The organism is Micromonospora sp. WMMA1947 (genome assembly GCF_027497355.1).
Taxonomy (GTDB): domain Bacteria; phylum Actinomycetota; class Actinomycetes; order Mycobacteriales; family Micromonosporaceae; genus Micromonospora.
Genome location: NZ_CP114909.1, coordinates 3,067,527 through 3,088,796, shown reverse-complemented (window position 1 = coordinate 3,088,796; position 21,270 = coordinate 3,067,527). Strand labels below are relative to the sequence as shown.

Annotated in this window: 21 protein-coding genes; 7 read left to right on the top strand and 14 right to left on the bottom strand. The window is 71.3% G+C overall.

The features are described 5' to 3' along the window. On the bottom strand, positions 1-660 hold the full coding sequence (gene nucS / locus O7604_RS14825; RefSeq protein WP_030503891.1) for an endonuclease NucS: 660 nt from the start codon (positions 658-660) through the stop codon (positions 1-3). Positions 661-731: 71 nt separating this feature from the next. Between nucS and O7604_RS14820 the strand changes: the two genes are divergently transcribed. Both O7604_RS14820 and O7604_RS14815 read left to right on the top strand, forming a co-directional pair. Beyond that, positions 732-1,349 (top strand): DUF4126 domain-containing protein, encoded by a 618-nt coding sequence (locus tag O7604_RS14820; RefSeq protein ID WP_262014017.1) that lies wholly within the window; start codon positions 732-734, stop codon positions 1,347-1,349. Positions 1,350-1,408: 59 nt separating this feature from the next. Beyond that, positions 1,409-1,705, top strand: a complete 297-nt coding sequence (locus O7604_RS14815; RefSeq protein WP_013288237.1) for a DUF1540 domain-containing protein — start codon at positions 1,409-1,411, stop codon at positions 1,703-1,705. 69 nt (positions 1,706-1,774) lie between these two features. Here the strand turns inward: O7604_RS14815 and O7604_RS14810 are convergent, their stop codons facing one another. The 4 genes from O7604_RS14810 to O7604_RS14795 form a co-directional block, all read right to left on the bottom strand. Beyond that, a complete protein-coding gene (locus O7604_RS14810) occupies positions 1,775-3,778 on the bottom strand; it encodes a protein meaA (protein WP_281579891.1) in 2,004 nt (667 codons plus the stop codon). 101 nt (positions 3,779-3,879) lie between these two features. After that, positions 3,880-6,033, bottom strand: a complete 2,154-nt coding sequence (locus tag O7604_RS14805) for an ABC transporter permease (RefSeq protein WP_281579890.1) — start codon at positions 6,031-6,033, stop codon at positions 3,880-3,882. Further along, entirely contained in the window at positions 6,030-6,710 is a 681-nt protein-coding gene (locus O7604_RS14800; RefSeq protein WP_194800601.1) for an ABC transporter ATP-binding protein, read from the bottom strand. The genes O7604_RS14805 and O7604_RS14800 overlap by 4 nt, the downstream gene beginning before the upstream one ends. Beyond that, a complete protein-coding gene (locus O7604_RS14795) occupies positions 6,707-7,231 on the bottom strand; it encodes a PadR family transcriptional regulator (protein WP_091422661.1) in 525 nt (174 codons plus the stop codon). Before O7604_RS14795 ends, O7604_RS14800 begins: the two co-directional genes overlap by 4 nt. 86 nt (positions 7,232-7,317) lie before the next feature. Between O7604_RS14795 and O7604_RS14790 the strand changes: the two genes are divergently transcribed. The 3 genes from O7604_RS14790 to O7604_RS14780 all read left to right on the top strand — a co-directional run bounded on the left by O7604_RS14790 (position 7,318) and on the right by O7604_RS14780 (position 9,904). Beyond that, complete coding sequence (locus O7604_RS14790) at positions 7,318-8,166, top strand: ABC transporter ATP-binding protein (RefSeq protein WP_281579889.1); 849 nt, start codon at positions 7,318-7,320, stop codon at positions 8,164-8,166. Then, complete coding sequence (locus O7604_RS14785; RefSeq protein ID WP_043328679.1) at positions 8,163-9,008, top strand: ABC transporter permease; 846 nt, start codon at positions 8,163-8,165, stop codon at positions 9,006-9,008. Before O7604_RS14790 ends, O7604_RS14785 begins: the two co-directional genes overlap by 4 nt. A gap of 86 nt (positions 9,009-9,094) precedes the next feature. Next, a complete protein-coding gene (locus O7604_RS14780) occupies positions 9,095-9,904 on the top strand; it encodes an alpha/beta hydrolase-fold protein (RefSeq protein ID WP_281579888.1) in 810 nt (269 codons plus the stop codon). Between the two features lie 78 nt (positions 9,905-9,982). Here the strand turns inward: O7604_RS14780 and O7604_RS14775 are convergent, their stop codons facing one another. Both O7604_RS14775 and murA read right to left on the bottom strand, forming a co-directional pair. Continuing rightward, complete coding sequence (locus O7604_RS14775) at positions 9,983-10,831, bottom strand: 3-hydroxyacyl-CoA dehydrogenase family protein (RefSeq protein WP_135241796.1); 849 nt, start codon at positions 10,829-10,831, stop codon at positions 9,983-9,985. 69 nt (positions 10,832-10,900) lie between these two features. Then, positions 10,901-12,322: a UDP-N-acetylglucosamine 1-carboxyvinyltransferase gene (gene murA / locus O7604_RS14770; protein WP_269704368.1), complete on the bottom strand. Its 1,422-nt coding sequence runs from the start codon at positions 12,320-12,322 to the stop codon at positions 10,901-10,903. Between murA and O7604_RS14765 the strand changes: the two genes are divergently transcribed. Then, positions 12,321-12,893, top strand: coding sequence for a cob(I)yrinic acid a,c-diamide adenosyltransferase (locus O7604_RS14765; protein WP_043328669.1), 573 nt, complete (start codon positions 12,321-12,323; stop codon positions 12,891-12,893). The genes murA and O7604_RS14765 overlap by 2 nt on opposite strands. Then, positions 12,869-13,285, top strand: a complete 417-nt coding sequence (locus O7604_RS14760) for a VOC family protein (RefSeq protein ID WP_281579887.1) — start codon at positions 12,869-12,871, stop codon at positions 13,283-13,285. The genes O7604_RS14765 and O7604_RS14760 overlap by 25 nt, the downstream gene beginning before the upstream one ends. Positions 13,286-13,346: 61 nt before the next feature. On the opposite strand, the gene O7604_RS14755 is transcribed toward O7604_RS14760, so the two are convergent. The 7 genes from O7604_RS14755 to atpA all read right to left on the bottom strand — a co-directional run bounded on the left by O7604_RS14755 (position 13,347) and on the right by atpA (position 21,258). After that, the gene (locus tag O7604_RS14755) at positions 13,347-13,922 is read right to left on the bottom strand and encodes a hypothetical protein (RefSeq protein ID WP_281579886.1); all 576 of its coding nucleotides are present in this window, start codon (positions 13,920-13,922) and stop codon (positions 13,347-13,349) included. Positions 13,923-15,009: 1,087 nt separating this feature from the next. After that, a complete protein-coding gene (locus tag O7604_RS14750; RefSeq protein ID WP_281579885.1) occupies positions 15,010-15,465 on the bottom strand; it encodes a DUF2550 domain-containing protein in 456 nt (151 codons plus the stop codon). 12 nt (positions 15,466-15,477) lie between these two features. Beyond that, entirely contained in the window at positions 15,478-15,756 is a 279-nt protein-coding gene (locus O7604_RS14745; protein ID WP_013288251.1) for a F0F1 ATP synthase subunit epsilon, read from the bottom strand. Positions 15,757-15,865: 109 nt separating this feature from the next. Beyond that, positions 15,866-17,011 (bottom strand): LCP family protein, encoded by a 1,146-nt coding sequence (locus O7604_RS14740; RefSeq protein WP_269704364.1) that lies wholly within the window; start codon positions 17,009-17,011, stop codon positions 15,866-15,868. Between the two features lie 215 nt (positions 17,012-17,226). After that, positions 17,227-18,672 (bottom strand): F0F1 ATP synthase subunit beta, encoded by a 1,446-nt coding sequence (gene atpD, locus O7604_RS14735; protein ID WP_269704363.1) that lies wholly within the window; start codon positions 18,670-18,672, stop codon positions 17,227-17,229. Further along, positions 18,672-19,601: a F0F1 ATP synthase subunit gamma gene (locus O7604_RS14730; protein WP_030504728.1), complete on the bottom strand. Its 930-nt coding sequence runs from the start codon at positions 19,599-19,601 to the stop codon at positions 18,672-18,674. Before O7604_RS14730 ends, atpD begins: the two co-directional genes overlap by 1 nt. Before the next feature lie 4 nt (positions 19,602-19,605). Continuing rightward, positions 19,606-21,258 (bottom strand): F0F1 ATP synthase subunit alpha, encoded by a 1,653-nt coding sequence (gene atpA, locus O7604_RS14725; protein ID WP_269704361.1) that lies wholly within the window; start codon positions 21,256-21,258, stop codon positions 19,606-19,608. Between the last annotated feature and the right edge of the window lie 12 nt (positions 21,259-21,270).

The following is a 21,270-nucleotide window of genomic DNA, read 5'->3' as shown; positions in this document are numbered from 1 at the left end:
TCAGAACAGCGTCAGCTCGTCGCGCTCGATGCCGCGCAGCTTGTCGTAGTCGACCACCACGCAACGGATCCCCCGGTCGGTGGCGAGCACCCGCGCCTGCGGCTTGATCTCCTGCGCGGCGAACACCCCGGCCACCGGCGCGAGCAGCGGATCGCGGTTCATCAGCTCCAGGTAGCGGGTGAGCTGCTCCACGCCGTCGATCTCGCCGCGCCGCTTCACCTCGACCGCCACCGCACCGCCGACCGCGTCCCGGCAGAGCAGGTCGACCGGCCCGATCGCGGTCATGTACTCCCGCCGGACCAGCGTGAAGCCCTCCCCCAGCGTCTCCGGGTTCGCGGCGAGCAGTTCCTGCAGGTGGGCCTCGACGCCGTCCTTGCGCAGGCCCGGGTCCACACCCAGCTCGTACGAGGTGTCCTGGAAGATTTCCTCCAGGGTGATGCGCAGCTCCTCGCCGGCCTTGTTCACCACCCGCCAGACACCGGGGGCCTCCTCCAGCCGACACGGCGGGCTCATCCAGTTCAACGGCTTGTAGGCCCGGTCGTCGGCGTGGATCGACACCGACCCGTCCGCCTTCACCATCAGCAACCGGGTCGCCGGGGGCAGATGGGCCGAGAGCCGTCCGACGTAGTCCACTGAGCACTTCGCAATCACCAACCGCACCCGCCGAGGGTAGCCGAGGCCCCGGCGGACGCCGACGAGCGCCACTGGCGCACCGGTGCCATATTGAGATCGTGCTCGAAGTCCTCACCGGTTCCGGTCTGGCCGCCTCGGCGGGCCTGAACGCCTACATCCCGCTGCTGCTGATGGGGCTGCTGTCCCGCTACACCGATCTGGTCGAGCTGCCGAGCGGCTGGCAGTGGCTCGGCAACGGCTGGGTGGTGCTCATCCTCGCCGTCCTGCTCGCGGTCGAGGTGGTGGCCGACAAGGTGCCGGTGGTCGACCACGTCAACGACGTGGTGCAGACGGTGGTCCGGCCGACCGCCGGCGGGCTCGCGTTCGGCGCGGGCGCCGGCTCGGAGACCGTCACGGTGAGCGACCCGGACACGTTCTTCTCCACGCACCAGTGGGTGCCGGTGGTGGTCGGCGTGCTCATCGCGCTCGGCGTACACCTGCTCAAGGCCGTCGCCCGGCCGGTCATCAACGCGACCACCGCCGGGGTGGGCGCGCCGGTGGCCAGCACCGCCGAGGACGCGACGAGCGTGGTCATGTCGGTGGTGGCGCTGCTGCTGCCGGTGCTGGTCCTGGTGTTCCTGGTCGCCCTGGTGTTCTTCGTGCCGTGGCTGTTCCGCCGCCGCCGGGAGCGGCGGCGGGAACGCGCCGCCGCCCGGGCGGCGGGCTTCCGCGTCTGACCCGCACCGACGCCCAAAACCTCTAAAATCGGGGCAAGACACCCAAGGAGGTACGGGAGATGACCGCGTCGTTGGAGATGCCCCGGGTCCAGGAGTGCGCCGTCCGGTCCTGCGCCTACAACCACACGAACGACTGCCACGCCTTCGCCATCACGATCGGCAGCAGCGACCACGCCCACTGCCACACGTTCGTGGAGATGCCGGTGCGCGGTGGTCTCGACCAGTTGGTCGCCCAGGTCGGGGCGTGCTCGCGCGCCGACTGCCGGCACAACGCCGACCTGGAGTGTCACGCCCCGGCCATCACCGTCGGCCCCGACATGGACATGGCCGACTGCATGACCTACGAGAGCCGCTGACCCCCACGCGAGCGGGTGTTGAGAAGGGGCCCCTTCTCTACCGGAGGCGTTAACAAGGGGCCCTTCCTTTCACGCCAGCGCGTTGGCCTCGCGGATCACTGTGACCAGCTCGTCGATGATGCCGGTGAGCGCGAAGTCCTTCGGCGTGAACACCCGGGCCACTCCTGCGGCGCGCAGCGCCTCGGCGTCGGCGGCCGGGATGATCCCGCCCACCACCACCGGCAGGTCACCCCGTCCGGCGGCGCGCAGCCCGTCCAGCACCGCCGGCACGGCGGCCAGGTGCGAACCGGACAGCACGGAGAGGCCGACCAGGTCGACGTCCTCCTCCACCGCGGCCGCCACGATCTGCCCGGCGGTCAGCCGGATGCCCTGGTAGACCACCTCGAAGCCGGCGTCGCGGGCGCGTACCGCGATCTGCTCGGCGCCGTTGGAGTGCCCGTCCAGCCCCGGCTTGCCGACCAGCAGCCGCAGCCGCCCGCTGCCCAGCTCTCGGGCGGTCGCGACGACCCGCTCCCGAACTCCGGCGAGGGTCGCGTCACCGGCTGTCCCGACCGCCCCGGCCAGGCCGGTCGGCGCGCGGTACTCGCCGTAGACCTGGCGCAGCGCGCCCGCCCACTCGCCGGTGGTGACCCCGGCCCGCACGCAGTCCAGCGTCGCGGGCATCAGGTTCGCCGTGGTGGCCGCGTCCGCGCGCAGCTTCGCCAGCGCCGCCTCCACCGCCGCCGCGTCCCGGTCGGCCCGCCACCGGCGGACGCCGTCGGTGGCCGCCTCCTCGACGGCCGGGTCCACCTGCTCGATCGCCTCGGCGCCCGCCGCGGTCAGCGGGGACGGCTCGGTCTCGGTGAACCGGTTGACGCCGACCACCACGTCCGAGCCGGACTCCATCCGGCGGCGCCGGTCGGCGAGCGAGGCCACCAGCGCGCTCTTGAGGTAGCCGGACTCGACGGCGGTGACCACGCCGCCCATCTCCAGCACCTTCTCCAGCTCGACGCGGGCGCCGGAGACGATGTCGTCGACCAGCGCGGTCATCACGTGCGAGCCGGCAAACAGGTCCGGGTACTCCAGCAGGTCCGACTCGTACGCCAGCACCTGCTGCATGCGCAGCGACCACTGCTGGTCCCACGGGCGGGGCAGGCCCAGCGCCTCGTTCCAGGCGGGCAGCTGCACGGCGCGGGCGCGGGCGTCGCGGGACAGCGTGACGCCGAGCATCTCCAGCACGATGCGCTGGATGTTGTTCTCCGGCTGCGCCTCGGTCAGGCCCAGCGAGTTGACCTGTACGCCGTAGCGGAACCGGCGCTGCTTCGGGTTCTCCACGCCGTAGCGGTCGCGGGTGATCTCGTCCCAGAGCGCGCCGAACGCGCGCATCTTGGCGATCTCCTCGACGAAGCGCACCCCGGCGTTGACGAAGAACGAGATCCGCTGGACCACGTCGCCCATCCGCTCGGGCGGCACCTGACCGGAGTCGCGCACGGTGTCCAGCACGGCGACGGCGGTGGCCAGTGCGAAGCCGACCTCCTGCACCGGCGTAGCGCCCGCCTCCTGGAGGTGGTACGAGCAGATGTTGACCGGGTTCCACCGGGGCATCTCGCGCAGCGTGTACGCGATCACGTCGGCGGTCAGCCGCAGCGACGCCGCCGGCGGGAAGATGTACGTCCCCCGGGACAGGTACTCCTTGATGATGTCGTTCTGGGTGGTGCCGGCGCAGCGGCTCAGCTCCGCGCCCTGCTCGGCGGCGACGGTGCCGTAGAGGCCGAGCAGCCACATCGCCGGGGCGTTGATGGTCATCGAGGTGTTCATCTCGGCCAGCGGGATGCCCTCGAACAGCGCCCGCATGTCGCCCAGGTGCGCCACCGGCACGCCCACCCGGCCCACCTCACCGGAGGCCAGCTCGTGGTCCGGGTCGTACCCGGTCTGGGTGGGCAGGTCGAAGGCGACCGACAGGCCGGTCTGCCCCTTCGCCAGGTTGCGGCGGAAGAGCGCGTTGGTGGCCGCGGCGGAGGAGTGCCCGGCGTACGTGCGCATCACCCACGGGCGGTCCCGCTCGGGCAGCCGTCCCGGCATCGCGTCGTCCATGGCCGGAGTTTAAGTTACCGTTCAGTAAAAGAGAGTGTGGAAAACCACACAACCCGGTGCCCGCACCGGTGGGCCGGCGCGCGGCCGGCCCACCGTACGGGTCACTCGCTGCGGGCGGTCTCCGGGCCGGTGATCCGTTCCAGCAGCGGCAGGGTGGCGGCGACGACCGCGAGGCAGCCCAGCACGCCGAGGACCACCACGGCGGCGAACCCGATCCCCGGTAGGCGCAGGTCGTAGTCCATCTGCGCGCGCAGGAACAGGTGCGCGGCGGCCAGCCCCATCCCGACCGCGACCACGGCGACGGTCAGCAGCGGCACCACGCTCTCCACTGCTACCACGCGGCGCAGCAGCCGCACCGGGGCACCACTGAGCCGCAGCAGGCTGAACGGCCGCCTCCGTTCACTGAGACCGGCCGCCACGGCCACGGCCAGGCTGCATCCGGCGAGCGCGAGACCGGCCACCACGACGAGGTCGGCCAGCCGCTGCCAGCCCCGCATGGTGTCGGCGAAGTCGGCCTCGAAGTCGCCGGGCACGTTCGGGGCCACGAAGAACGTGGGGAATGCGGCTTCGAGGACCGTCCGGGCCCGCTCCACCGCCACCGGGTCCTCCGCGTCGACCGCCACCGAATCCGCCGGGAGTCCCGCGAGGGCAGCCGGGTCCACCGGGGACGACGGCCAGACCCGGTCGGCCGAGGCGGACTCCCGCCAGGGGATCAGGCCCGGCGGCACCTCGGCGACGCTCGCGCCGGCTGCGCACCGCCCGTAGGCGGGCGGGATGTCCGCGCAGGCGATCACCCCGGAGTCGCGGCCGTCACCGCGTACCGGGTTCTCCCGGACGAGCACCGGGTTGCGGACGCCGGGAACCGCCGCCAGATCGGCCAGCAGCGTGCCCGGCGCCGGGGCGTCGTCCATCAGCACCATCGACAGCCGGCCGGCCTCCAGGGAACCCCGGGGCGCCGGACCGCGCTCGTGCGCGATCGTCCCCATCACGCCCACGGCCACCGTCGTGACGAACAGCGCGAGCATCACGCCGCTCACCGCCCGGAACCCGGCGGACGGGTTGTCGGCGAGCCGGCGTGCGGCGATCAGCGCGGCCGGCCGGCTGGCCCGGGCGGCCATCGCCCGGGCGCCGACCATGGTCAGCCACGGGCCGCCGGTGATCAGGCCGACCATGACCAGCAGCAGGGCGGGCAGGAACAGCGCGGTCTGGCCGTCCGACGTGGGCGGCCGGTACACCAGGGCGAAGCCCAGCCCGGCCAGGCCGAGCGCGAGCGGGATCAGCCGGTACACCCGGGGCGGCCGGGGTGTGACGCGGCGGCTGACACCGAGTGGGGAGATCCGGACCCGGCGCAGCGCGACCCAGGCCGCGGCCGCCGCGCCCGCCGGCACGCCGAGCGCCACCAGGACGGCCTCCGGCGCACCGATGGCCATGTCGCCGGGGAAGAACGGCATGCCGGTGAACGGGATGCCGGCGAGCTGCCCGCGGAACGCGAAGAACACCGCGAAGCCGGCCGCCGCGCCGGCCGCCGCCGCGAGCGCGGCCTCGACGGCCGCGACCGTCGAGATCTGCCGGGGCGTGGCCCCGACCAGCCGCATCGCGGCGAACCGCTGCTCCCGGCGGGCGGCGCCCAGCCGGGTCGCCGTGCCGATGAAGACGAGAACGGGAAACAGCAGTCCGCCCGCGGCCACGCCGAGGATGAGGTCGATCGCCGCCCTCGGCAGCGGAGCCCGGTTGTCGTCGAGCCGGGTGACCTTCCTGACCTGGTCCAGCTTCCCCACCTGCTCCGGGGTGCCGCCGACCAGGACGAGCAGGGTGTCCGGCGAGGTGAGCGCCGCCGGCCCGACGACGCCGAGGTCCCGGCCCGGGTAGCGGTCGGCGAGCTGGTCGGCGGGGGTGGTGGCCAGCAGCTTCCGCAGCGCCGGGGAGGCGTAGTACTCGCCGGGCCCCGGCGCGCGGGGAACGCCGATCGGCGTGGGCGCGTCCGGACCGGTGGCGGCGACGTCGACGCGAACGATCTGATCGCCCCGGAAGTAGTCAAACCGGGTCGACCACAGCAGCGGGTCGGCGGACCCGCCCGCCGTCTCCTGCGGGTACATCGACGCGTAGCGGGTGAGCTGGGCGTCGGTGGCGTGCACACCGGCGAGCGTGGTGAGCAGCAGGCCGGTGCCGACCGCGACGGCGGCGGCGATGGCGACCAGCCGGACCAGCGCCTCCCGGCCACCCGCGACGGCGAGCCGGAGCGCGAGCCCGATCACGAGGCGACCCCGGCGGGGGCGTTGACCCGGCCGTCGCGCACCATGACCTCCCGGTCGGCGTACGCCGCGATGCGCGCCTCGTGCGTCACCAGGACGACTGTGGTGCCCTTCTCGCGGGCGGCGTCCACCAGCAGCGTCATCACCTCCTCGCCGGTGAGCGAGTCGAGCGCGCCGGTGGGCTCGTCGGCGAACAGCACCCGGGGCTCGGCGACCAGGCCGCGGGCCAGCGCGACCCGCTGGGCCTGCCCGCCGGACAGTTCGCCCGAGCGGCGGTGCTCCATGCCGGCCAGGCCGAGCCGCTCGAACCAGCCCCGCGCGGCGCGCAGCGCCGGAGTGCGGCGGACACCGCGCAGCAGCAGCGGCAGCGCCACGTTCTCCGCCGCGGTGAGTTCCGGCACGAGCTGGCCGAACTGGAAGACGAAGCCGAAGCTGTCGCGGCGCAGCGCGCTGCGGTCGGCCTCGCCGAGCGTGTCGATCCGGGTGCCGTCGAACCGGACCTCACCGGAGTCGGGGCGCAGGATGCCGGCCAGGCAGTGCAGCAGTGTCGACTTGCCGGAACCGCTCGGTCCCATCACGGCGACGACCTCACCGGCGGCCACGGCGAGGCTCGCGCCGCGCAGGGCGGGTGTCTCGCCGAACGCGTACGTAACGTCGCGTGCCTCGATCATCGGGCTCATGGCCGTACCGCCTTTCGCAGGGCGTCCAGCCGGGCGCCCGTCGTCTCGATCCACCGCAGGTCCGCCTCGAGGTGGTAGAGGCCGTGGTCGGCCAGCATCACGTCGACGAGTTCGCCGCTGCGCTTGATCTCGGTGAGTTCGCGCATCCGGCGCAGGTGCGCGGCGCGCTGGGTGTCCAGGTACTCCTCGGCCGGGCGGTCGAGCATCAGCGCGAGCACGACCTTGGTGAACAGCAGGGTCTGCAGGTGCGGTTCCGGTTCGACCGGCTCGGTCAGCCAGTGCTCGACCTCGGTGGCGCCCACGTCGGTGATGACGTAGCGCTTGCGGTCCGGCCCGGCGCCCGGAGCGACGTCGCCGACCACCACCTTGCCGTCGCGGGCCAGCCGGCTCAGCGTCGAGTAGACCTGCCCGTACGGCAGGGGCTTGCCGCGCCCGAAGAAGGTGTCGTAGTCGCGCTTGAGGTCGTAGCCGTGGCTCGGCTCGCGTTCGAGCAGGCCGAGCAGGGTCAGGGGAACCGTCATGAGCAGAGAATACACCGAGTGTATACCTCGCGTATATAGCTGACCCGGCAGCGGAGCGGGCGGCTGCACGACGCACACTTGACGTCATGGAGAACGAGCTCGCGATTTCCGTGCGAGGGCTGCGCAAGGCGTACGGCGACAACGTCGCCGTGGCCGGGGTGGACCTGGACGTCCGCCGGGGCGAGGTGTTCGCCCTGCTCGGCCCCAACGGCGCCGGCAAGACCACCACTGTCGAGATCCTGGAGGGCTACCGGCAGCGCGACGCCGGCGAGGTACGCGTCCTCGGCGCCGACCCCGCCCACCCCGACGCCGACTGGCGCTCCCGGGTCGGCATCGTGCTCCAGGGCACCGGCGAGTTCGACGAGCTCAGCGTCATCGAGGTGGTCCGCCACTTCTCCGGCTTCTACCCGGGCGCCGACGACCCGGACAAGGTGGTCGAGCGGGTCGGGCTGGGCGCCAAGGCCAAGGCGCGTACGCACACGCTCTCCGGCGGGCAGAAGCGCCGCCTGGACGTGGCGCTGGGCATCATCGGCCGCCCCGAGCTCCTTTTCCTCGACGAGCCGACCACCGGCTTCGACCCGGAGGCCCGGCGCGAGTTCTGGGAGCTGATCCGGGACCTGTCCGCCGCCGGCACCACGATCGTGCTCACCACCCACTACCTGGACGAGGCCGAGGCGCTCGCCGACCGGGTCGGCGTGATCGCCGCCGGGCGGGTGATCGAGGTCGCGCCGCCGAACCGGCTGGGCAACCGGCAGGAGTCGCTGGCGACGGTCTCCTGGCGTACCCCGGACGGGACACCGGCCTCGGCGGAGACCGCGACGCCGACGGCGCTGGTGTACGACCTGGCCGCGCGCTTCGGCGGCGAGGTGCCCGGCCTCACCGTGACCCGGCCGACCCTGGAAGACGTCTACCTGCGGATGATCGGACACTCATGACCACCACGACTAACCCCGCGGCCCCGGTCACCGCCGCCGCGGCCCGGCGGCCCGGCGCGGGCGCGCTGGCGCTGCGTCAGGGGCGGCTGGAGATCACCCAGTTCCTGCGCAGCCGGGAGTCCGTCGTGTTCACGATGGGCTTCCCGATCATCATGATCCTGATTTTCGCCGCGATCTTCAGTGACGAGATCGCGCCCGGGGTGAGCTACACGCAGTACTTCATCACCGGCATGATCGCGACCGGCCTGATGACCGTCAGCTTCCAGAACCTCGGCATCTGGATCCCGATCGAACGGGACCGGGGCGTACTCAAGCGCTACCGCGGTACGCCGATGCCGAAGTGGGTCTGGTTCGCCGGCAAGGTGATCATGGTGGTGGTCATCGGCATCGCCGAGACCGTGCTGCTGCTCGCCGTCTCGGTGGCGATGTTCGACCTGGACCTGCCGCAGACCACCGCCAAGTGGCTGACGTTCGCCTGGGTCTCCGTCCTCGGCGTCACCGCCTGCACGCTCTGCGGCATCGCCATCTCGTCGCTGGCCCGTACCGCCCGCAGCGGCTCGGCGGTGGTCACCCCGGTCGCGCTGGTCCTCCAGTTCATCTCCGGCGTGTTCTTCGTCTTCACCAGCCTGCCCACCTGGATGCAGCAGGTCGCGGCGATCTTCCCGCTCAAGTGGATGTGCCAGGGGCTGCGCTCGGTCTTCCTGCCGGACAGCTTCGGCGCCCGGGAGCCGGGCGGCTCGTTCGAGCTGGGCACCGTCGCGCTGGTCCTGGGCGCGTGGTGCGTCATCGGCCTGGTGCTGTGCCTGACCACGTTCCGCTGGACCACCAAGCGCGACGGCTGAGGTGTAAGGAAGGGCCCCCTCTTAACGCCTGCGGTTAAGGAAGGGCCCCTTCTTAACGCGCGCCCGGCGGTGGCACACTCGCCCGCATGGCATCGACGCTGACCCGGCGTACCCTGCTCGGCGCCGCCGCCGGCGTGGCCGGCGCCGCGGTGGTCGGCGGCCTGGCCGCCCGGCAGCTGTCCGGCCCCCGCCCAGGGCCGGCACCGGCCCTGCCGGACGCCCCGCCCGGCGACGAACGGCTGATCCGCATCGCGTCCGGCGCGCGGGGCCGCGAGGTGGACTTCTGGACGGCGGTGCCCGAGGGGTACGGCGACGGCCGCGGCCTGCCCGTCTGCCTGGTGCTGCACGGCGCGTCGGCCACCCCGCGCGACTACGGCCGGTTCGGGCTGGCCCGCTTCCTCACCGACGCGGTACGCCGGGGCGCCCCGCCGTTCGCGCTCGCGGGCGCCACCGGTGGGCGGCTGTCCTGGCGCGCCGCCGGTGACGACGATCCGCAGCGGATGGTGCGCGAGGAGGTGCCCACCTGGTGCGCCCGGCGCGGTTTCGACAGCAGCCGGCTGGCCGTGTGGGGCTGGTCGATGGGCGGCTTCGGCGCGCTGCTGCTGGCCGAGACGTACCCGAAGTGGTTGCGGATGGCGGCGGCCTTCTCCCCCGCGGTGAGCCCCGGCGACGCGGTCTTCACCGGCGTGGAGAAGCTGCGCGGCACCCCGGTCGGGCTGTGGTGCGGGCGGCAGGACAACTTCCTCAAGGACGTTCGGGCGCTGGCCCGGGTGCTGCCCGAGGAGCCGGTACGCGCCGCCTGGGCCGACGGGCGGCACAACTTCGGCTACTGGGGCACGGTCATCCCGGACGCGTTCGCGCTGATCGGCGCCGCGCTGAGCCCGCCCCGGACGTGAACCGGCCCCGCACCTGAACCGGCCCCGGACGTGAACCGCCCCCGGCCGCGCGGGGCCGGGGGCGGAACGACGGGCCGGTCAGTACGAGTAGAAGCCCTGGCCGGTCTTGCGGCCCAGGTCACCGGCGGTGGCCATGCGCTGGAGCAGCTCCGGCGGGAAGAACTTCTCGTCCGCGGTGTCGGTGTAGATGTTGCGGGTGGCGTTCAGGAGCACGTCCACGCCGGTCAGGTCGACGGTGGCGAGCGGGCCCATGGCGTGGCCGAAGCCCAGCTTGCAGGCGGTGTCCAGGTCCTCGGCGGAGATCACGCCGGACTCGACGAGCTTGACCGCCTCCATCGCCAGCGCGCAGATCAGCCGGGTGGTGACGAAACCGGCGATGTCCCGGTTGACGACCACCACGGTCTTGCCGATCCCCTCGGCGAACGACTTCACCGTGTCCATGGTCGCGTCGCTGGTCTTGTAACCGCGTACCAGCTCGCAGAGCTTCATCATCGGCACCGGCGAGAAGAAGTGCGTGCCGACGACCGACTCCGGGCGCTCGGTGGCGGTGGCGATCTGGGTCACCGGGATGGCCGACGTGTTGGTGGCGAGCACCGCGTCCGCCTTGCAGATCTTGTCGAGCGCGCGGAACACCTCGTGCTTGATCTCGATCTTCTCGAAGACCGCCTCGACCACGATGTCCGCGTCGGCGGCGGCCTCCAGGTCGGTGGTCGGCGTGATCCGGCCCAGCGTCGCCTCGACGTCGGACGCCTCGATCTTGCCCTTCTCGGCGAACTTCGTCAGCGACTTCCGGATGCCGTCCACACCGCGCTTCGTGGCCGCGTCGTCGATGTCGCGCAGCGTCACCTGCCAGCCCGCCTGCGCCGCCACCTGGGCGATGCCCGAGCCCATCAGCCCGGCACCGACGACCGCGAGTCGACCCGCCATCTGCTTCTCCCTCGCCGTGTTCTGCAACGTCTGCCAGAACCCTACTTAACGAGGGATAAGCGTCGGCCGTCAGATGGCCAGGTCCGGCTCCTCCGGCGCGGTGCCGCGTTCCACCTCGACGCCGAGCGCCCGCAGGTCGGCCACGAAGTCCGGGTAGCCCCTGTCGACGTGGTGCACGTGCGAGACCTCGGTCAGCCCGTCGGCGCAGAGCCCGGCGATGATCAGGCCGGCACCGGCCCGGATGTCGGTGGCGCGTACCGGGGCGCCGGACAGCCGCTCCCGGCCGCACACCAGCGCGTGGTGGCCGTCGGTACGGATCTCCGCGCCCAGCCGCATCATCTCGTTGGCGAACATGAACCGGCCGTCGAAGATGTTCTCGGTGATCAGCGAGCCGCCCTCGCTGACGGCCGCCAGCCCGATCGCCATCGGCAGCAGGTCGGTGGCGAAGCCCGGGTACGGCAGCGTCACCACGTCGACCGCCCGGGGGCGGTCGTCCATCCGTACCCGGAAGGCGTCGCCCCGCGTCTCGACCAGGCCGCCGGCCGCGACCAGCTTGTCCAGCGCGACCGCCAGGTACGCCGGGTCCAGGCCGGTCACCGTCACGTCGCCGCGGGTCATCGCGGCGGCGAACGCCCAGGTGCCGGCCACGATCCGGTCCCCCACCGTGGCATGGCGGACCGGCCGCAGGTCGGGTACGCCGACGATGTGCAGCGTCGAGGTGCCGGCCCCCTCGATCCGCGCGCCCATGGTGTTCAGCATGGTGCAGATGTCGACGATCTCCGGCTCCCGGGCCGCGTTGTCGATCGTCGTGGCGCCCCGGGCCAGCACCGCCGCCATGACCAGGTTCTCGGTCGCGCCCACGCTCGGGAAGTCCAGCACGATGTCCGCGCCGTGCAGCCCGCCCGGGGCCTCGGCGATGACGAAGCCGTGCTCACCGGAGATCTCCGCGCCCATCCGGGCCAGCCCGGCGATGTGCATGTCCAGGCCGCGCGAGCCGATGGCGTCGCCGCCCGGGTGCGCCACCCGCACGTACCCCCGCCGGGCCAGCAGGGGGCCGAGCACGCAGATCGACGCGCGCAGCCGGCGGACCAGGTCGTAGTCGGCCTCCGCGCCCGGCCGCTCCGGCACGTCGATGAGCACCGAACGGGACCGCTCCACACCGCCGTGGGCCACCATCGGGTCGACCGGGTCGTCCGGGCCGAAGCGTACGCCGCAACCGAGCCGCCGCAGCACCTCGCCCATGATCGCGATGTCGGTGATCCGGGGCACGTTGGTGATCAGGCTGCGGCCGGGCGCGAGCAGCGCGGCGGCCATCAGTTTCAGCGCGGAGTTCTTCGCACCCACCACGTGCACGGTGCCGTCGAGCCGGGCGTCACCGCGTACCCGGATGACGTCGACGTCGCTGAGCGCCGGATCGCTCGCGTCCCCCGGCCCCACCGGACTCGGCCGGGCCGGGATGGTCAGGTCCGGTATCCGTAGGCTGTGCGTCATGGCCGTCCACCTCACGCGCATCTACACCAAGGCCGGCGACGCCGGCATGACCAGGCTGAGCAACAACGAGCAGGTGCCGAAGACCGATCCGCGTATCGCCGCGTACGCGGACGTGGACGAGTGCAACGCCTCCATCGGCGTGGCGCTCGCCCTGGGGCAGCTCTCCGACGAGCTGCGAGCGGTGCTGGAGTCCGTACAGAACGACATGTTCGACGTCGGCGCGGACCTGGCGACGCCGGTGGAGCCGGACCCGAAGTACCCGCCGCTGCGGGTGACCGAGGAGTACGTCGAGCGCCTCGAGGGCTGGTGCGACGAGTACAACGCGCGCCTGAGCAAGCTCGACTCCTTCATCCTCCCCGGCGGCACCGCTGGTGCGGCACTGCTGCACGTGGCACGGACGACCGCCCGGCGCGCCGAGCGTGCGGCATGGGCGCTGGTCGCACACGACCCCGATCGGACCAGTCCCCTCCCGGCAAAGTATCTCAACCGGCTCTCCGATTTGCTCTTTATCCTGTCAAGAACGGCAAATCCGAACGGCGACGTGCTATGGGTTCCGGGCGGGAAGCGCTGACCATCGGCGGCCTCCATCACGTGGAGGTGTGGGTACCCGACCTGGCGGCGGCCAGTCGTTCCTGGGGCTGGCTTCTCGGCGAGCTGGGCTGGACGCCGTACCAGGACTGGCCCGCCGGCCGCTCCTGGCGCCTCGGCGCGACCTACCTCGTGCTGGAGCAGTCACCGGCGCTCACCGGCCGCACCCACGACAGGTGCGCGCCCGGCCTGAACCACCTGGCCTTCCACGCCGGCCCGCCGGCCGCCGTCGAGCGCCTGGTCGCCACCGCCCCGGGGTACGGCTGGACGCTGCTGTTCCCGGACCGGCACCCGCACGCGGGCGGCCCGGACAGCTACGCCGCCTACCTGACCGACGGGCAGGGGTACGAGGTCGAACTGGTCGCGCAGACGTGAAAAGGCCGGCACCCCGTTGGTTCGGGGTGCCGGCCTTTCGCTGCGTTCTTAGTTGTTCGTCTTACTTGTTCCAGTGCTCGGCGACCAGGTCGGCGGCCTGCTGCTCCCACTGGGCGTAGTGGTCCGGGTAAGCGGACACCTGCACCGTCTGGGCGGCCTTGGTCAGCGGCATGTCCTTCCAACCGTCGACCTGCTTCAGACCCTTCAGGAACGCCGTCGTGGAGTACTCGGGATCGGTGATCTGCTCCACCGTGCCCCACCCGCTCGACGGACGCTGCTGGAACAGGCCCTGCGAGTCGTGGTCGTTACGGTCACCCAGGTGACCCAGGTTCTCCAGCTTCGACTCCTGCAACGCCGTCGCGATCGACACCACCGCGGCACGCTCGTCCATGCCGGCCTTCTTCGTCGCCGCGATGATCGCCTTCACGTTCGCGGTCTGCTCGTCGTTCAGCTCGATGCGCGACTGGGCGCCCTGCACGCCGTGCGGGATCAGCTTGTCACCCTGCACCGTCGCCGTGACCGGCTTCGCGTGCGCGGTGGTGTCCGCGGCGTGGGCGGCGACCGGACCGGCGAACACGCCACCGGTGAAAGCCAGACCAGCAATACCCAGAACGCTCTTACGCAGAATCGTGTTCATCACATGTGCTCCATTCGGGGGTCAACGCACCCGGGGGGATGCGTGGGCACCGTCAGGCGCTCAAAGAAGTCTTGGGGTTTCGGCTGCTCGCGGGGGCGGGGGCCTCTACGCGGCGCCGGAAGCATGTCCAACGACCGGCCACCCGGCATCATTCCCGGGCGCCTCACACCACCACCGGGGGTGCGGTGCGAGGGGTTGACGTCGTCGGAACCGTGTTCAACGACCAGCCGGCCGGGATGATTCCCCGCGTGACTCAGGCCGTCGGACCCTGGGGTCTGGTCCCACAGCCGGCACCACCTCACTCGACGGCGCGGCCGGTGCTCGGTCGTTCACCCGGTTACAACGCCACCCACCCCCGACGATTCCGCCGTCAGAGTGCCGCCCACCACCCCCGAACCGGACACGCACGCCCACACGCCCGGCCCCGGCACCACACCCACACGCCGAACCGGCAAAGCTGCCCGGCACCCCCGGCCTCCCACCCCCGACCTCCCGACCTCAGAGCACCTCGGAGCCCTCCGCCAGTGCGTCTCCCATCACTTGAGACACATGTCCGCATTCCAGGAACAGCCGTAGATCTTGGTACGAAAGTGCCCTCATGGGGGCCGTTTCGTATCAAGATCTACGGCTGGCTCGGTCGCCGAGGCGGCGGAGGGCGCGTGCGGCGGGCTCGCGTGCACGGATGGCACCACCACCCGCCCCCGGGCCGTCGATCATGAGGTTAGCGGCGACAAACCGGACACCACATGCCGCCAAGTTCATGATCGACCCGACCCAGGCTGGGCCGGCCGGTCAGAGCTGGCCTGGGGCGGGAGTGACGCAGGGCGGGGCGGGCCCGAGAGGGGGCCCGCCCGAGCGAGGTCGGCCCGAGCGGGGCCGGCTCGGTGCGAGGAGCGCGACGCCGCCGGGCGCTCGTACGACTGGGCGCGCGATCTTGCAGTTCGAGCCCTCCGGGCGTCCCGTTTACGAGGTTTGCCAGGGCTCCAAGTGCAAGATCGCGGGTGACGCCGGGGAGGGGTGCGGCGTCAGCGGAGGTGCCCCGGCACGGCCCCGGTGAAGCGGGGAGGGGCGGCGGGGAGGGTGGGGGTCAGGCGGCGGGCCAGTCCTGGGAGGCCAGACGCGGCGAGACCGCCCCGGGTGGGGCGGCCTCGAGCCAGGACAGGAATCCGGTGACCGTGGATCGCGCCATCGCGATCTCGATCGGCGCGTGGTGGCTGGTACAGCGCAGGATCACCCACTCGGCCGGCATGGACATGCGCTCCTGCCCCTCGGGCAGGCGGCGGCGTTCGACCGCCAGCCCCTTGCGGGAGAGCACCCGCTTGGGGCGCAGCGCGAAGCTGAACATGCGGTACCAGCGGAGTTCGTCGCCCACGAAGCGACCGAACCCGGGTGACCAGCCACGACCGTCGAGGATCGTGTTGACCCGGACGCTCAGCCGGATGATGCCACCGCTACGCATGAACAGGGCCCGCCGGATGAAGAGGATCAGAAGCGCGACGCCGACGATCGCGACGCCGATTCCGATCCCTTCGACGATCTCCATCGGCGGGTCGGCTCAGCGGGCCGGGGTGGCGGGGGTTGCGCTCTCGGCGAGGACCGTGACGCCCTCACCGGTCACCGACAGGAAGCCGCCGGCCACGTCGTACGCGATCTGCTGGCCGCCGGCCTGCTTGATGCGTACCTGGCTGGGTTCGGCGAGCTGGCCGAGCAGAGGCGCGTGCCCCGGCAGCACACCGAGCTCACCCTCGGTCGTCCGGGCGACGACCATCTCGGCCTCGCCGGTCCAGACCTTCTCCTCGACGGCTACGAGCTCGACGTGAAGCTGCTGTGCCACGCTGTCTCCTTGCTGCGGCGGCGGATTGCCGAAAGTCTAGTCGCGCCCCCGCAGCCCACCCAACGCGGGTGGTGAGAGCCGGACCACCACGGCCCCGCACCCGCTCAGGCTACTTGGTCTTCTGCACGAAGTCGGGGTGCTCCAACAGGAAAGCGTCGAGCTGTTCGGTACGCAGGGCGGTGAAGAAGTCCTCCGCCGGTTCGAGCAGTTGCTCACCCCGGTAGTTGCTGCCGGTGCCGATCCCCCCACCCGGCAGCTTGATCGTCTCGATCGCGTCGGGACGGATGTCCTTGAGGGCCAGCCCGAAGTCCACCACGCTGTTGCCGCGCCCGTTGAAGACCAGCGACTTGCCGGCCGCGCGCAGCACCCGGTCCAGCTTGACGGGGTTGGTCACCACGTCGGCGCTGAACGCCTGGCTCGCCATCGCCTTGACGAACTGCTGCTGGTGCCGCTGCCGGCCGTAGTCGCCGTCCGGTACGCCGTTCTTCGGGTAGCGCTGCCGGACGTAGTCCAGCGCCTGCCAGCCCTTGAGGTGGGCGTTGCCCTTCTTGTACACCGCCTGCGGGCCGAGGTAGCCCCCGCCGCCGGGCCGGAGCTGGCGCGGGGTGCCGTCCGGCTGGAGGTGCTCGGAGCGCACCTCCCGCTCGATGTACATGTCGACACCGCCCATGGCGTCGACGATCTTCTTGAACCCGCTGAAGTTGATGATCGCCCCGGCGTCGAAGCGCTTGATGCCGGTGACCTTCTGCACGGTCAGGGCGAGCAGCTCGAAGCCCTGTGCGGTGCTGGGGTTCTGCCCCGGCACGTTGCTGCCGTGCGACATGGCCGCGTTGAGCCGGTCGTTGGCGCCCGCGTAGTCGGCCTTGGGGAAGGCCGGGATGTCGACCCGCAGGTCGCGCGGGAGCGAGAAGAGATAGCCGCGGTCCATGGTGGCGGGCACGTGCAGGACCATGATCGAGTCGGCCAGCGGGCGGGCGGTCGACGTCCGGGGGTCCACGCCGACGAGCAGGATGTTGAGCGGGCCCTTGATGTCGCTCTTCTTCTCGTTGGCGCCGGCGGCCTGGTCACCGAAGAGGTCGGCCTTGCCCACCGATCCCTCGTAGCGGGCGACCAGGGCGCGGGAGCCGATCAGCACGGAGCCGCTGAGCACCACCATGACGATGCCCAGGATCGTGCAGACGCGGGCCCACCGGGGTACGCCGCGCCACATGGACCGCTTCCCGCGATCCGCGCCGCCCTTACCACCCACGAGCATCTCCAATCGTCGCGCCCACGGGTAGGAAGACGGGCGCGGGGGTCCGTTTGGTTGCAGAGATCAACGGCCGGGATGTGAAGTCGTGTCAGGAACGGTACCGCGCGATTCGGCGAACTGCTTGCTGGAGAACCGGGCATCTGGTAGTGCACCGGCCCGAAAAGGCGGAGGCCGCCCCGGCTTTCGCCGGGACGGCCTCCGTGGGTGTGAGCGGGCTCTCAGCCCTCCTCGTCCATCAGTTCCTTGGCCTTGGCCTTGAGGTCCTCCAGGCCGCCACACATGAAGAACGCCTGCTCCGGGAAGTGGTCGAACTCCCCCTCGCTGATCCGGCGGAAGGCGTCGATGGTCTCGGCGATCGGGACCGTCGAGCCGGGCACGCCGGTGAACTGCTCCGCCGCGTACGTGTTCTGCGAGAGGAACCGCTCGATCCGGCGGGCGCGGCCGACGGTGAGCTTGTCCTCCTCGGAGAGCTCCTCGATACCGAGGATGGCGATGATGTCCTGCAGGTCCTTGTAGCGCTGCAGGATCCGCTTCACCTCGGTGGCGACGGCGAAGTGCTCCTCGCCGACGAACTCCGGGGCGAGGATCCGGGACGAGGACGCCAGCGGGTCCACGGCCGGGTAGATGCCCTTGTCGGAGATCGACCGCTCCAGGTTGGTGGTCGCGTCGAGGTGGGCGAACGTGGTGGCCGGCGCCGGGTCGGTGTAGTCGTCGGCGGGCACGTAGATCGCCTGCATCGAGGTGATGGCCTGGCCCCGGACGGAGGTGATCCGCTCCTGGAGCTCGCCCATCTCGTCGGCCAGGGTCGGCTGGTAACCCACGGCGCTCGGCATCCGGCCGAGGAGCGTGGACACCTCGGAACCGGCCTGGGTGAAGCGGAAGATGTTGTCGATGAAGAGCAGTACCTCCTGCTTCTTCACGTCACGGAAGTACTCCGCCATGGTCAGGGCGGACAGCGCGACCCGCAGGCGGGTGCCCGGCGGCTCGTCCATCTGGCCGTAGACCAGCGCGGTCTTGTCGATGACGCCCGACTCGGTCATCTCGGCGATGAGGTCGTTGCCCTCGCGGGTGCGCTCACCCACGCCGGCGAAGACCGAGGTACCACCGAAGTTCCGGGCCACACGGGTGATCATCTCCTGGATGAGCACCGTCTTGCCCACGCCCGCGCCGCCGAACAGGCCGATCTTGCCGCCCTTGACGTACGGGGCGAGCAGGTCGATGACCTTGATGCCGGTCTCCAGCATCTCGGTCTTCGGCTCCAGGTCCGCGAAGGCCGGGGCCTTGCGGTGGATGCCCCACCGGTCGTCGGCCTCGATCGTCTCGCCCTCGGTGAGGTTGAGGCACTCGCCGATCGCGTTGAACACGTGGCCCTTGACCGCGTCGCCCACCGGCACGCTGATCGGCGCCCCGGTGTCACGCACGTCGGCACCGCGAACCAGACCGTCGGTCGGCTGCATCGAGATGGCGCGGACCAGGTTGTCGCCCAGGTGCTGGGCGACCTCCAGGGTCAGCGTCTTCTCACCACCGGAGAGGGTCACGTCGACCTGCAGGGCGTTGAACAGCTCCGGCATGGCGTCGCGCGGGAACTCGGCGTCGACGACCGGGCCGATGACCCGGACCACGCGACCCGTGGCCGTCTTGGTCTCAACTGCGGATACAGTCATCACACTTCACTTCCCGACGCGGCCAGCGCGTTCGCGCCGCCGACGATCTCACTGATCTCCTGGGTGATCCCGGCCTGACGGGCCGAGTTCATCTCGCGCGTGTACTTCTCGATCATCTCTTCGGCGTTGTCGGTGGCGCTCTTCATCGCCCGCCGGCGGGCAGCCGACTCGCTGGCCGCCGACTCCAGCAACGCCGCGAAGATCCGCGTGTTGATGTACTTCGGCAGCAGGGCGTCGAGCAGCGACTCCGGCTCCGGCTCGAACTCGTACGCCGGCAGCGCGCCCTCGGTCCGCGGCCGGTCCTCGACCTGCATCGGGCCGATGATCCGGGTCACCGGGTTCTGCGTCATCAGGGACTTGAACTCGGTGTAGACGATGTGCAGCTCGTCCACGCCGAGGATCCCGTCGGCGCCGGCATCCCCGTCCACGTCGTCCGCGCCGGCGGTGAACGCCTTGATCAGCGTGTCACCGACCTCGCGGGCGTCGGCGAACGTCGGCTGCTCGGAGAAGCCGGTCCAGCTTCCGGCGATCTGCCGGCTGCGGAACCGGTAGTACGCCACGCCCTTGCGGCCGATGACGTAGAGCACCGGCTCCTTGCCGTCGGCGCGCAGCCGGGCGATCAGCGACTCGGCGGTCCGGATCGCGTTCGAGCTGTAGCCACCGGCCAGACCCCGGTCGGCCGTCACCAGCAGGACGCCCGCCCGCCGCACCCGCTCGCGCGGGGTGAGCAGCGGGTGGTCGATCCGCGCGTTCGAGGCCAGCGCCGTCAGCACGCCGGTGATCGCCTCGGCGTACGGCAGCGAGGCCGCCACCTTGGCCTGGGCCTTGGCGATGCGGCTCGTCGCGACGAGCTCCATCGCCTTGGTGATCTTCTTCATCCCCTTGGCGGAACGGATCCGCTGCCGGAGAACGCGTACCTGGGCGGCCATCGGATCAGCTCTCGGCCGGGCGGTCGGTGGCGCCGTCGCGGAAGCGGGTCACCGTCTCGCGGGACGGCTCGCCCTCCAGCGGCTTGGCCGGCGCGTCGTTGACCCGGACCTCGTCCTCCTTGCCCAGGAAGAGCTGCTTGAACTCGGTGATCGCGGAGTCGAGCGAGGCGATGATGTCGTCGCCCCACTTGTTGTCCGCGATCGAGGCCAGGATGCCCTCGTGCTTGTGCCGCAGGTACTGCAGGAACTCCGACTCGAAGCGGCGGACCTCGCCGACCGGGACGTCGTCCAGCTTGCCCTCGGTGCCGGCCCAGACGGAGACGACCTGCTCCTGCACCGGGTACGGCGAGTAGTTCGGCTGCTTGAGCAGCTCGACCAGGCGGGAACCGCGGTCCAGCTGGGCCCGGGAGGCCCGGTCCAGGTCGGAGGCGAAGGCGGCGAACGCCTCCAGCTCGCGGAACTGGGCCAGGTTCAGCCGCAGCGAGCCGGCGACCTTCTTCATCGGCTTCACCTGCGCGGCGCCACCGACCCGGGAGACCGAGGTGCCGACGTTGATAGCCGGCCGGACGCCCTGGTTGAACAGGTCGGTCTCCAGGAAGATCTGGCCGTCGGTGATGGAGATGACGTTGGTCGGGATGAACGCCGAGATGTCGTTCGCCTTGGTCTCGATGATCGGCAGACCGGTCATCGAGCCGCCGCCCAGCTCGTCGGAGAGCTTGGCGCAGCGCTCCAGCAGACGCGAGTGCAGGTAGAAGACGTCACCCGGGTAGGCCTCGCGGCCCGGCGGGCGGCGCAGCAGCAGCGACACGGCGCGGTACGCCTCGGCCTGCTTGCTCAGGTCGTCGAAGACGATCAGGACGTGCTTGCCGCCGTACATCCAGTGCTGCCCGATGGACGAGCCGGTGTAGGGGGCGAGGTACTTGAAGCCGGCCGGGTCGGAGGCCGGGGAGGCGACGATGGTGGTGTACTCCATCGCGCCCGCCTCCTCCAGCGTCCCCTTGATGGAGGCGATGGTGGAGGCCTTCTGGCCGATCGCGACGTAGATGCAGCGGACCTGCTTCTTCGGGTCGCCGGAGCGCCAGTTCTCGCGCTGGTTGAGGATGGTGTCCAGGGCGACGGTGGTCTTGCCCGTCTTCCGGTCACCGATGATCAGCTGGCGCTGGCCGCGGCCGATCGGGGTCATCGCGTCGACGGCCTTGATGCCCGTCTGCAGCGGCTCGTCGACCGACTTGCGGGACATCACGTTCGGGGCTTGGAGCTCCAGCTCGCGGTAGCCCTCGTTGGCGATGTCACCGAGGCCGTCGATCGGCTCGCCGAGCGCGTTGACCACGCGACCGAGGAACGCGTCACCGATCGGCACCGAGAGCACCCGGCCGGTGCGCTTGACGCGCTGACCCTCTTCGATCCCGCCGAAGTCACCGAGGACGACGACACCGATCTCCCGGACGTCGAGGTTCAGCGCCACACCGAGCGTGCCGTCCTCGAACTCCAGGAGTTCGTTGGTCATGGTCGAGGGAAGGCCCTCGACGTGGGCGATGCCGTCACCGGCGTCGGCGACGGTGCCGACCTCCTCGCGGGAGACGTCGGCCGTGTAGGAGGAGACGTAGCGCTCCAGGGCGCCGCGGATCTCCTCCGTCGAGATGGTCAGCTCGGCCATCCTCTGCTTCCT

Bases quoted from the DNA above. Each gene is read 5' to 3' on its own strand.
- O7604_RS14815 (WP_013288237.1), top strand. From the start codon at position 1,409: ATGACCGCGTCGTTGGAGATGCCCCGGGTCCAGGAGTGCGCCGTCCGG.
- O7604_RS14810 (WP_281579891.1), bottom strand. From the start codon at position 3,778: ATGGACGACGCGATGCCGGGACGGCTGCCCGAGCGGGACCGCCCGTGG.
- O7604_RS14800 (WP_194800601.1), bottom strand. From the start codon at position 6,710: ATGAGCCCGATGATCGAGGCACGCGACGTTACGTACGCGTTCGGCGAG.
- O7604_RS14795 (WP_091422661.1), bottom strand. From the start codon at position 7,231: ATGACGGTTCCCCTGACCCTGCTCGGCCTGCTCGAACGCGAGCCGAGC.
- O7604_RS14790 (WP_281579889.1), top strand. From the start codon at position 7,318: ATGGAGAACGAGCTCGCGATTTCCGTGCGAGGGCTGCGCAAGGCGTAC.
- O7604_RS14785 (WP_043328679.1), top strand. From the start codon at position 8,163: ATGACCACCACGACTAACCCCGCGGCCCCGGTCACCGCCGCCGCGGCC.
- O7604_RS14780 (WP_281579888.1), top strand. From the start codon at position 9,095: ATGGCATCGACGCTGACCCGGCGTACCCTGCTCGGCGCCGCCGCCGGC.
- O7604_RS14775 (WP_135241796.1), bottom strand. From the start codon at position 10,831: ATGGCGGGTCGACTCGCGGTCGTCGGTGCCGGGCTGATGGGCTCGGGC.
- O7604_RS14765 (WP_043328669.1), top strand. From the start codon at position 12,321: ATGGCCGTCCACCTCACGCGCATCTACACCAAGGCCGGCGACGCCGGC.
- murA (WP_269704368.1), bottom strand. From the start codon at position 12,322: ATGACGCACAGCCTACGGATACCGGACCTGACCATCCCGGCCCGGCCG.
- O7604_RS14760 (WP_281579887.1), top strand. From the start codon at position 12,869: ATGGGTTCCGGGCGGGAAGCGCTGACCATCGGCGGCCTCCATCACGTG.
- O7604_RS14755 (WP_281579886.1), bottom strand. From the start codon at position 13,922: ATGAACACGATTCTGCGTAAGAGCGTTCTGGGTATTGCTGGTCTGGCT.
- O7604_RS14750 (WP_281579885.1), bottom strand. From the start codon at position 15,465: ATGGAGATCGTCGAAGGGATCGGAATCGGCGTCGCGATCGTCGGCGTC.
- O7604_RS14740 (WP_269704364.1), bottom strand. From the start codon at position 17,011: ATGCTCGTGGGTGGTAAGGGCGGCGCGGATCGCGGGAAGCGGTCCATG.
- atpD (WP_269704363.1), bottom strand. From the start codon at position 18,672: ATGACTGTATCCGCAGTTGAGACCAAGACGGCCACGGGTCGCGTGGTC.
- O7604_RS14730 (WP_030504728.1), bottom strand. From the start codon at position 19,601: ATGGCCGCCCAGGTACGCGTTCTCCGGCAGCGGATCCGTTCCGCCAAG.
- atpA (WP_269704361.1), bottom strand. From the start codon at position 21,258: ATGGCCGAGCTGACCATCTCGACGGAGGAGATCCGCGGCGCCCTGGAG.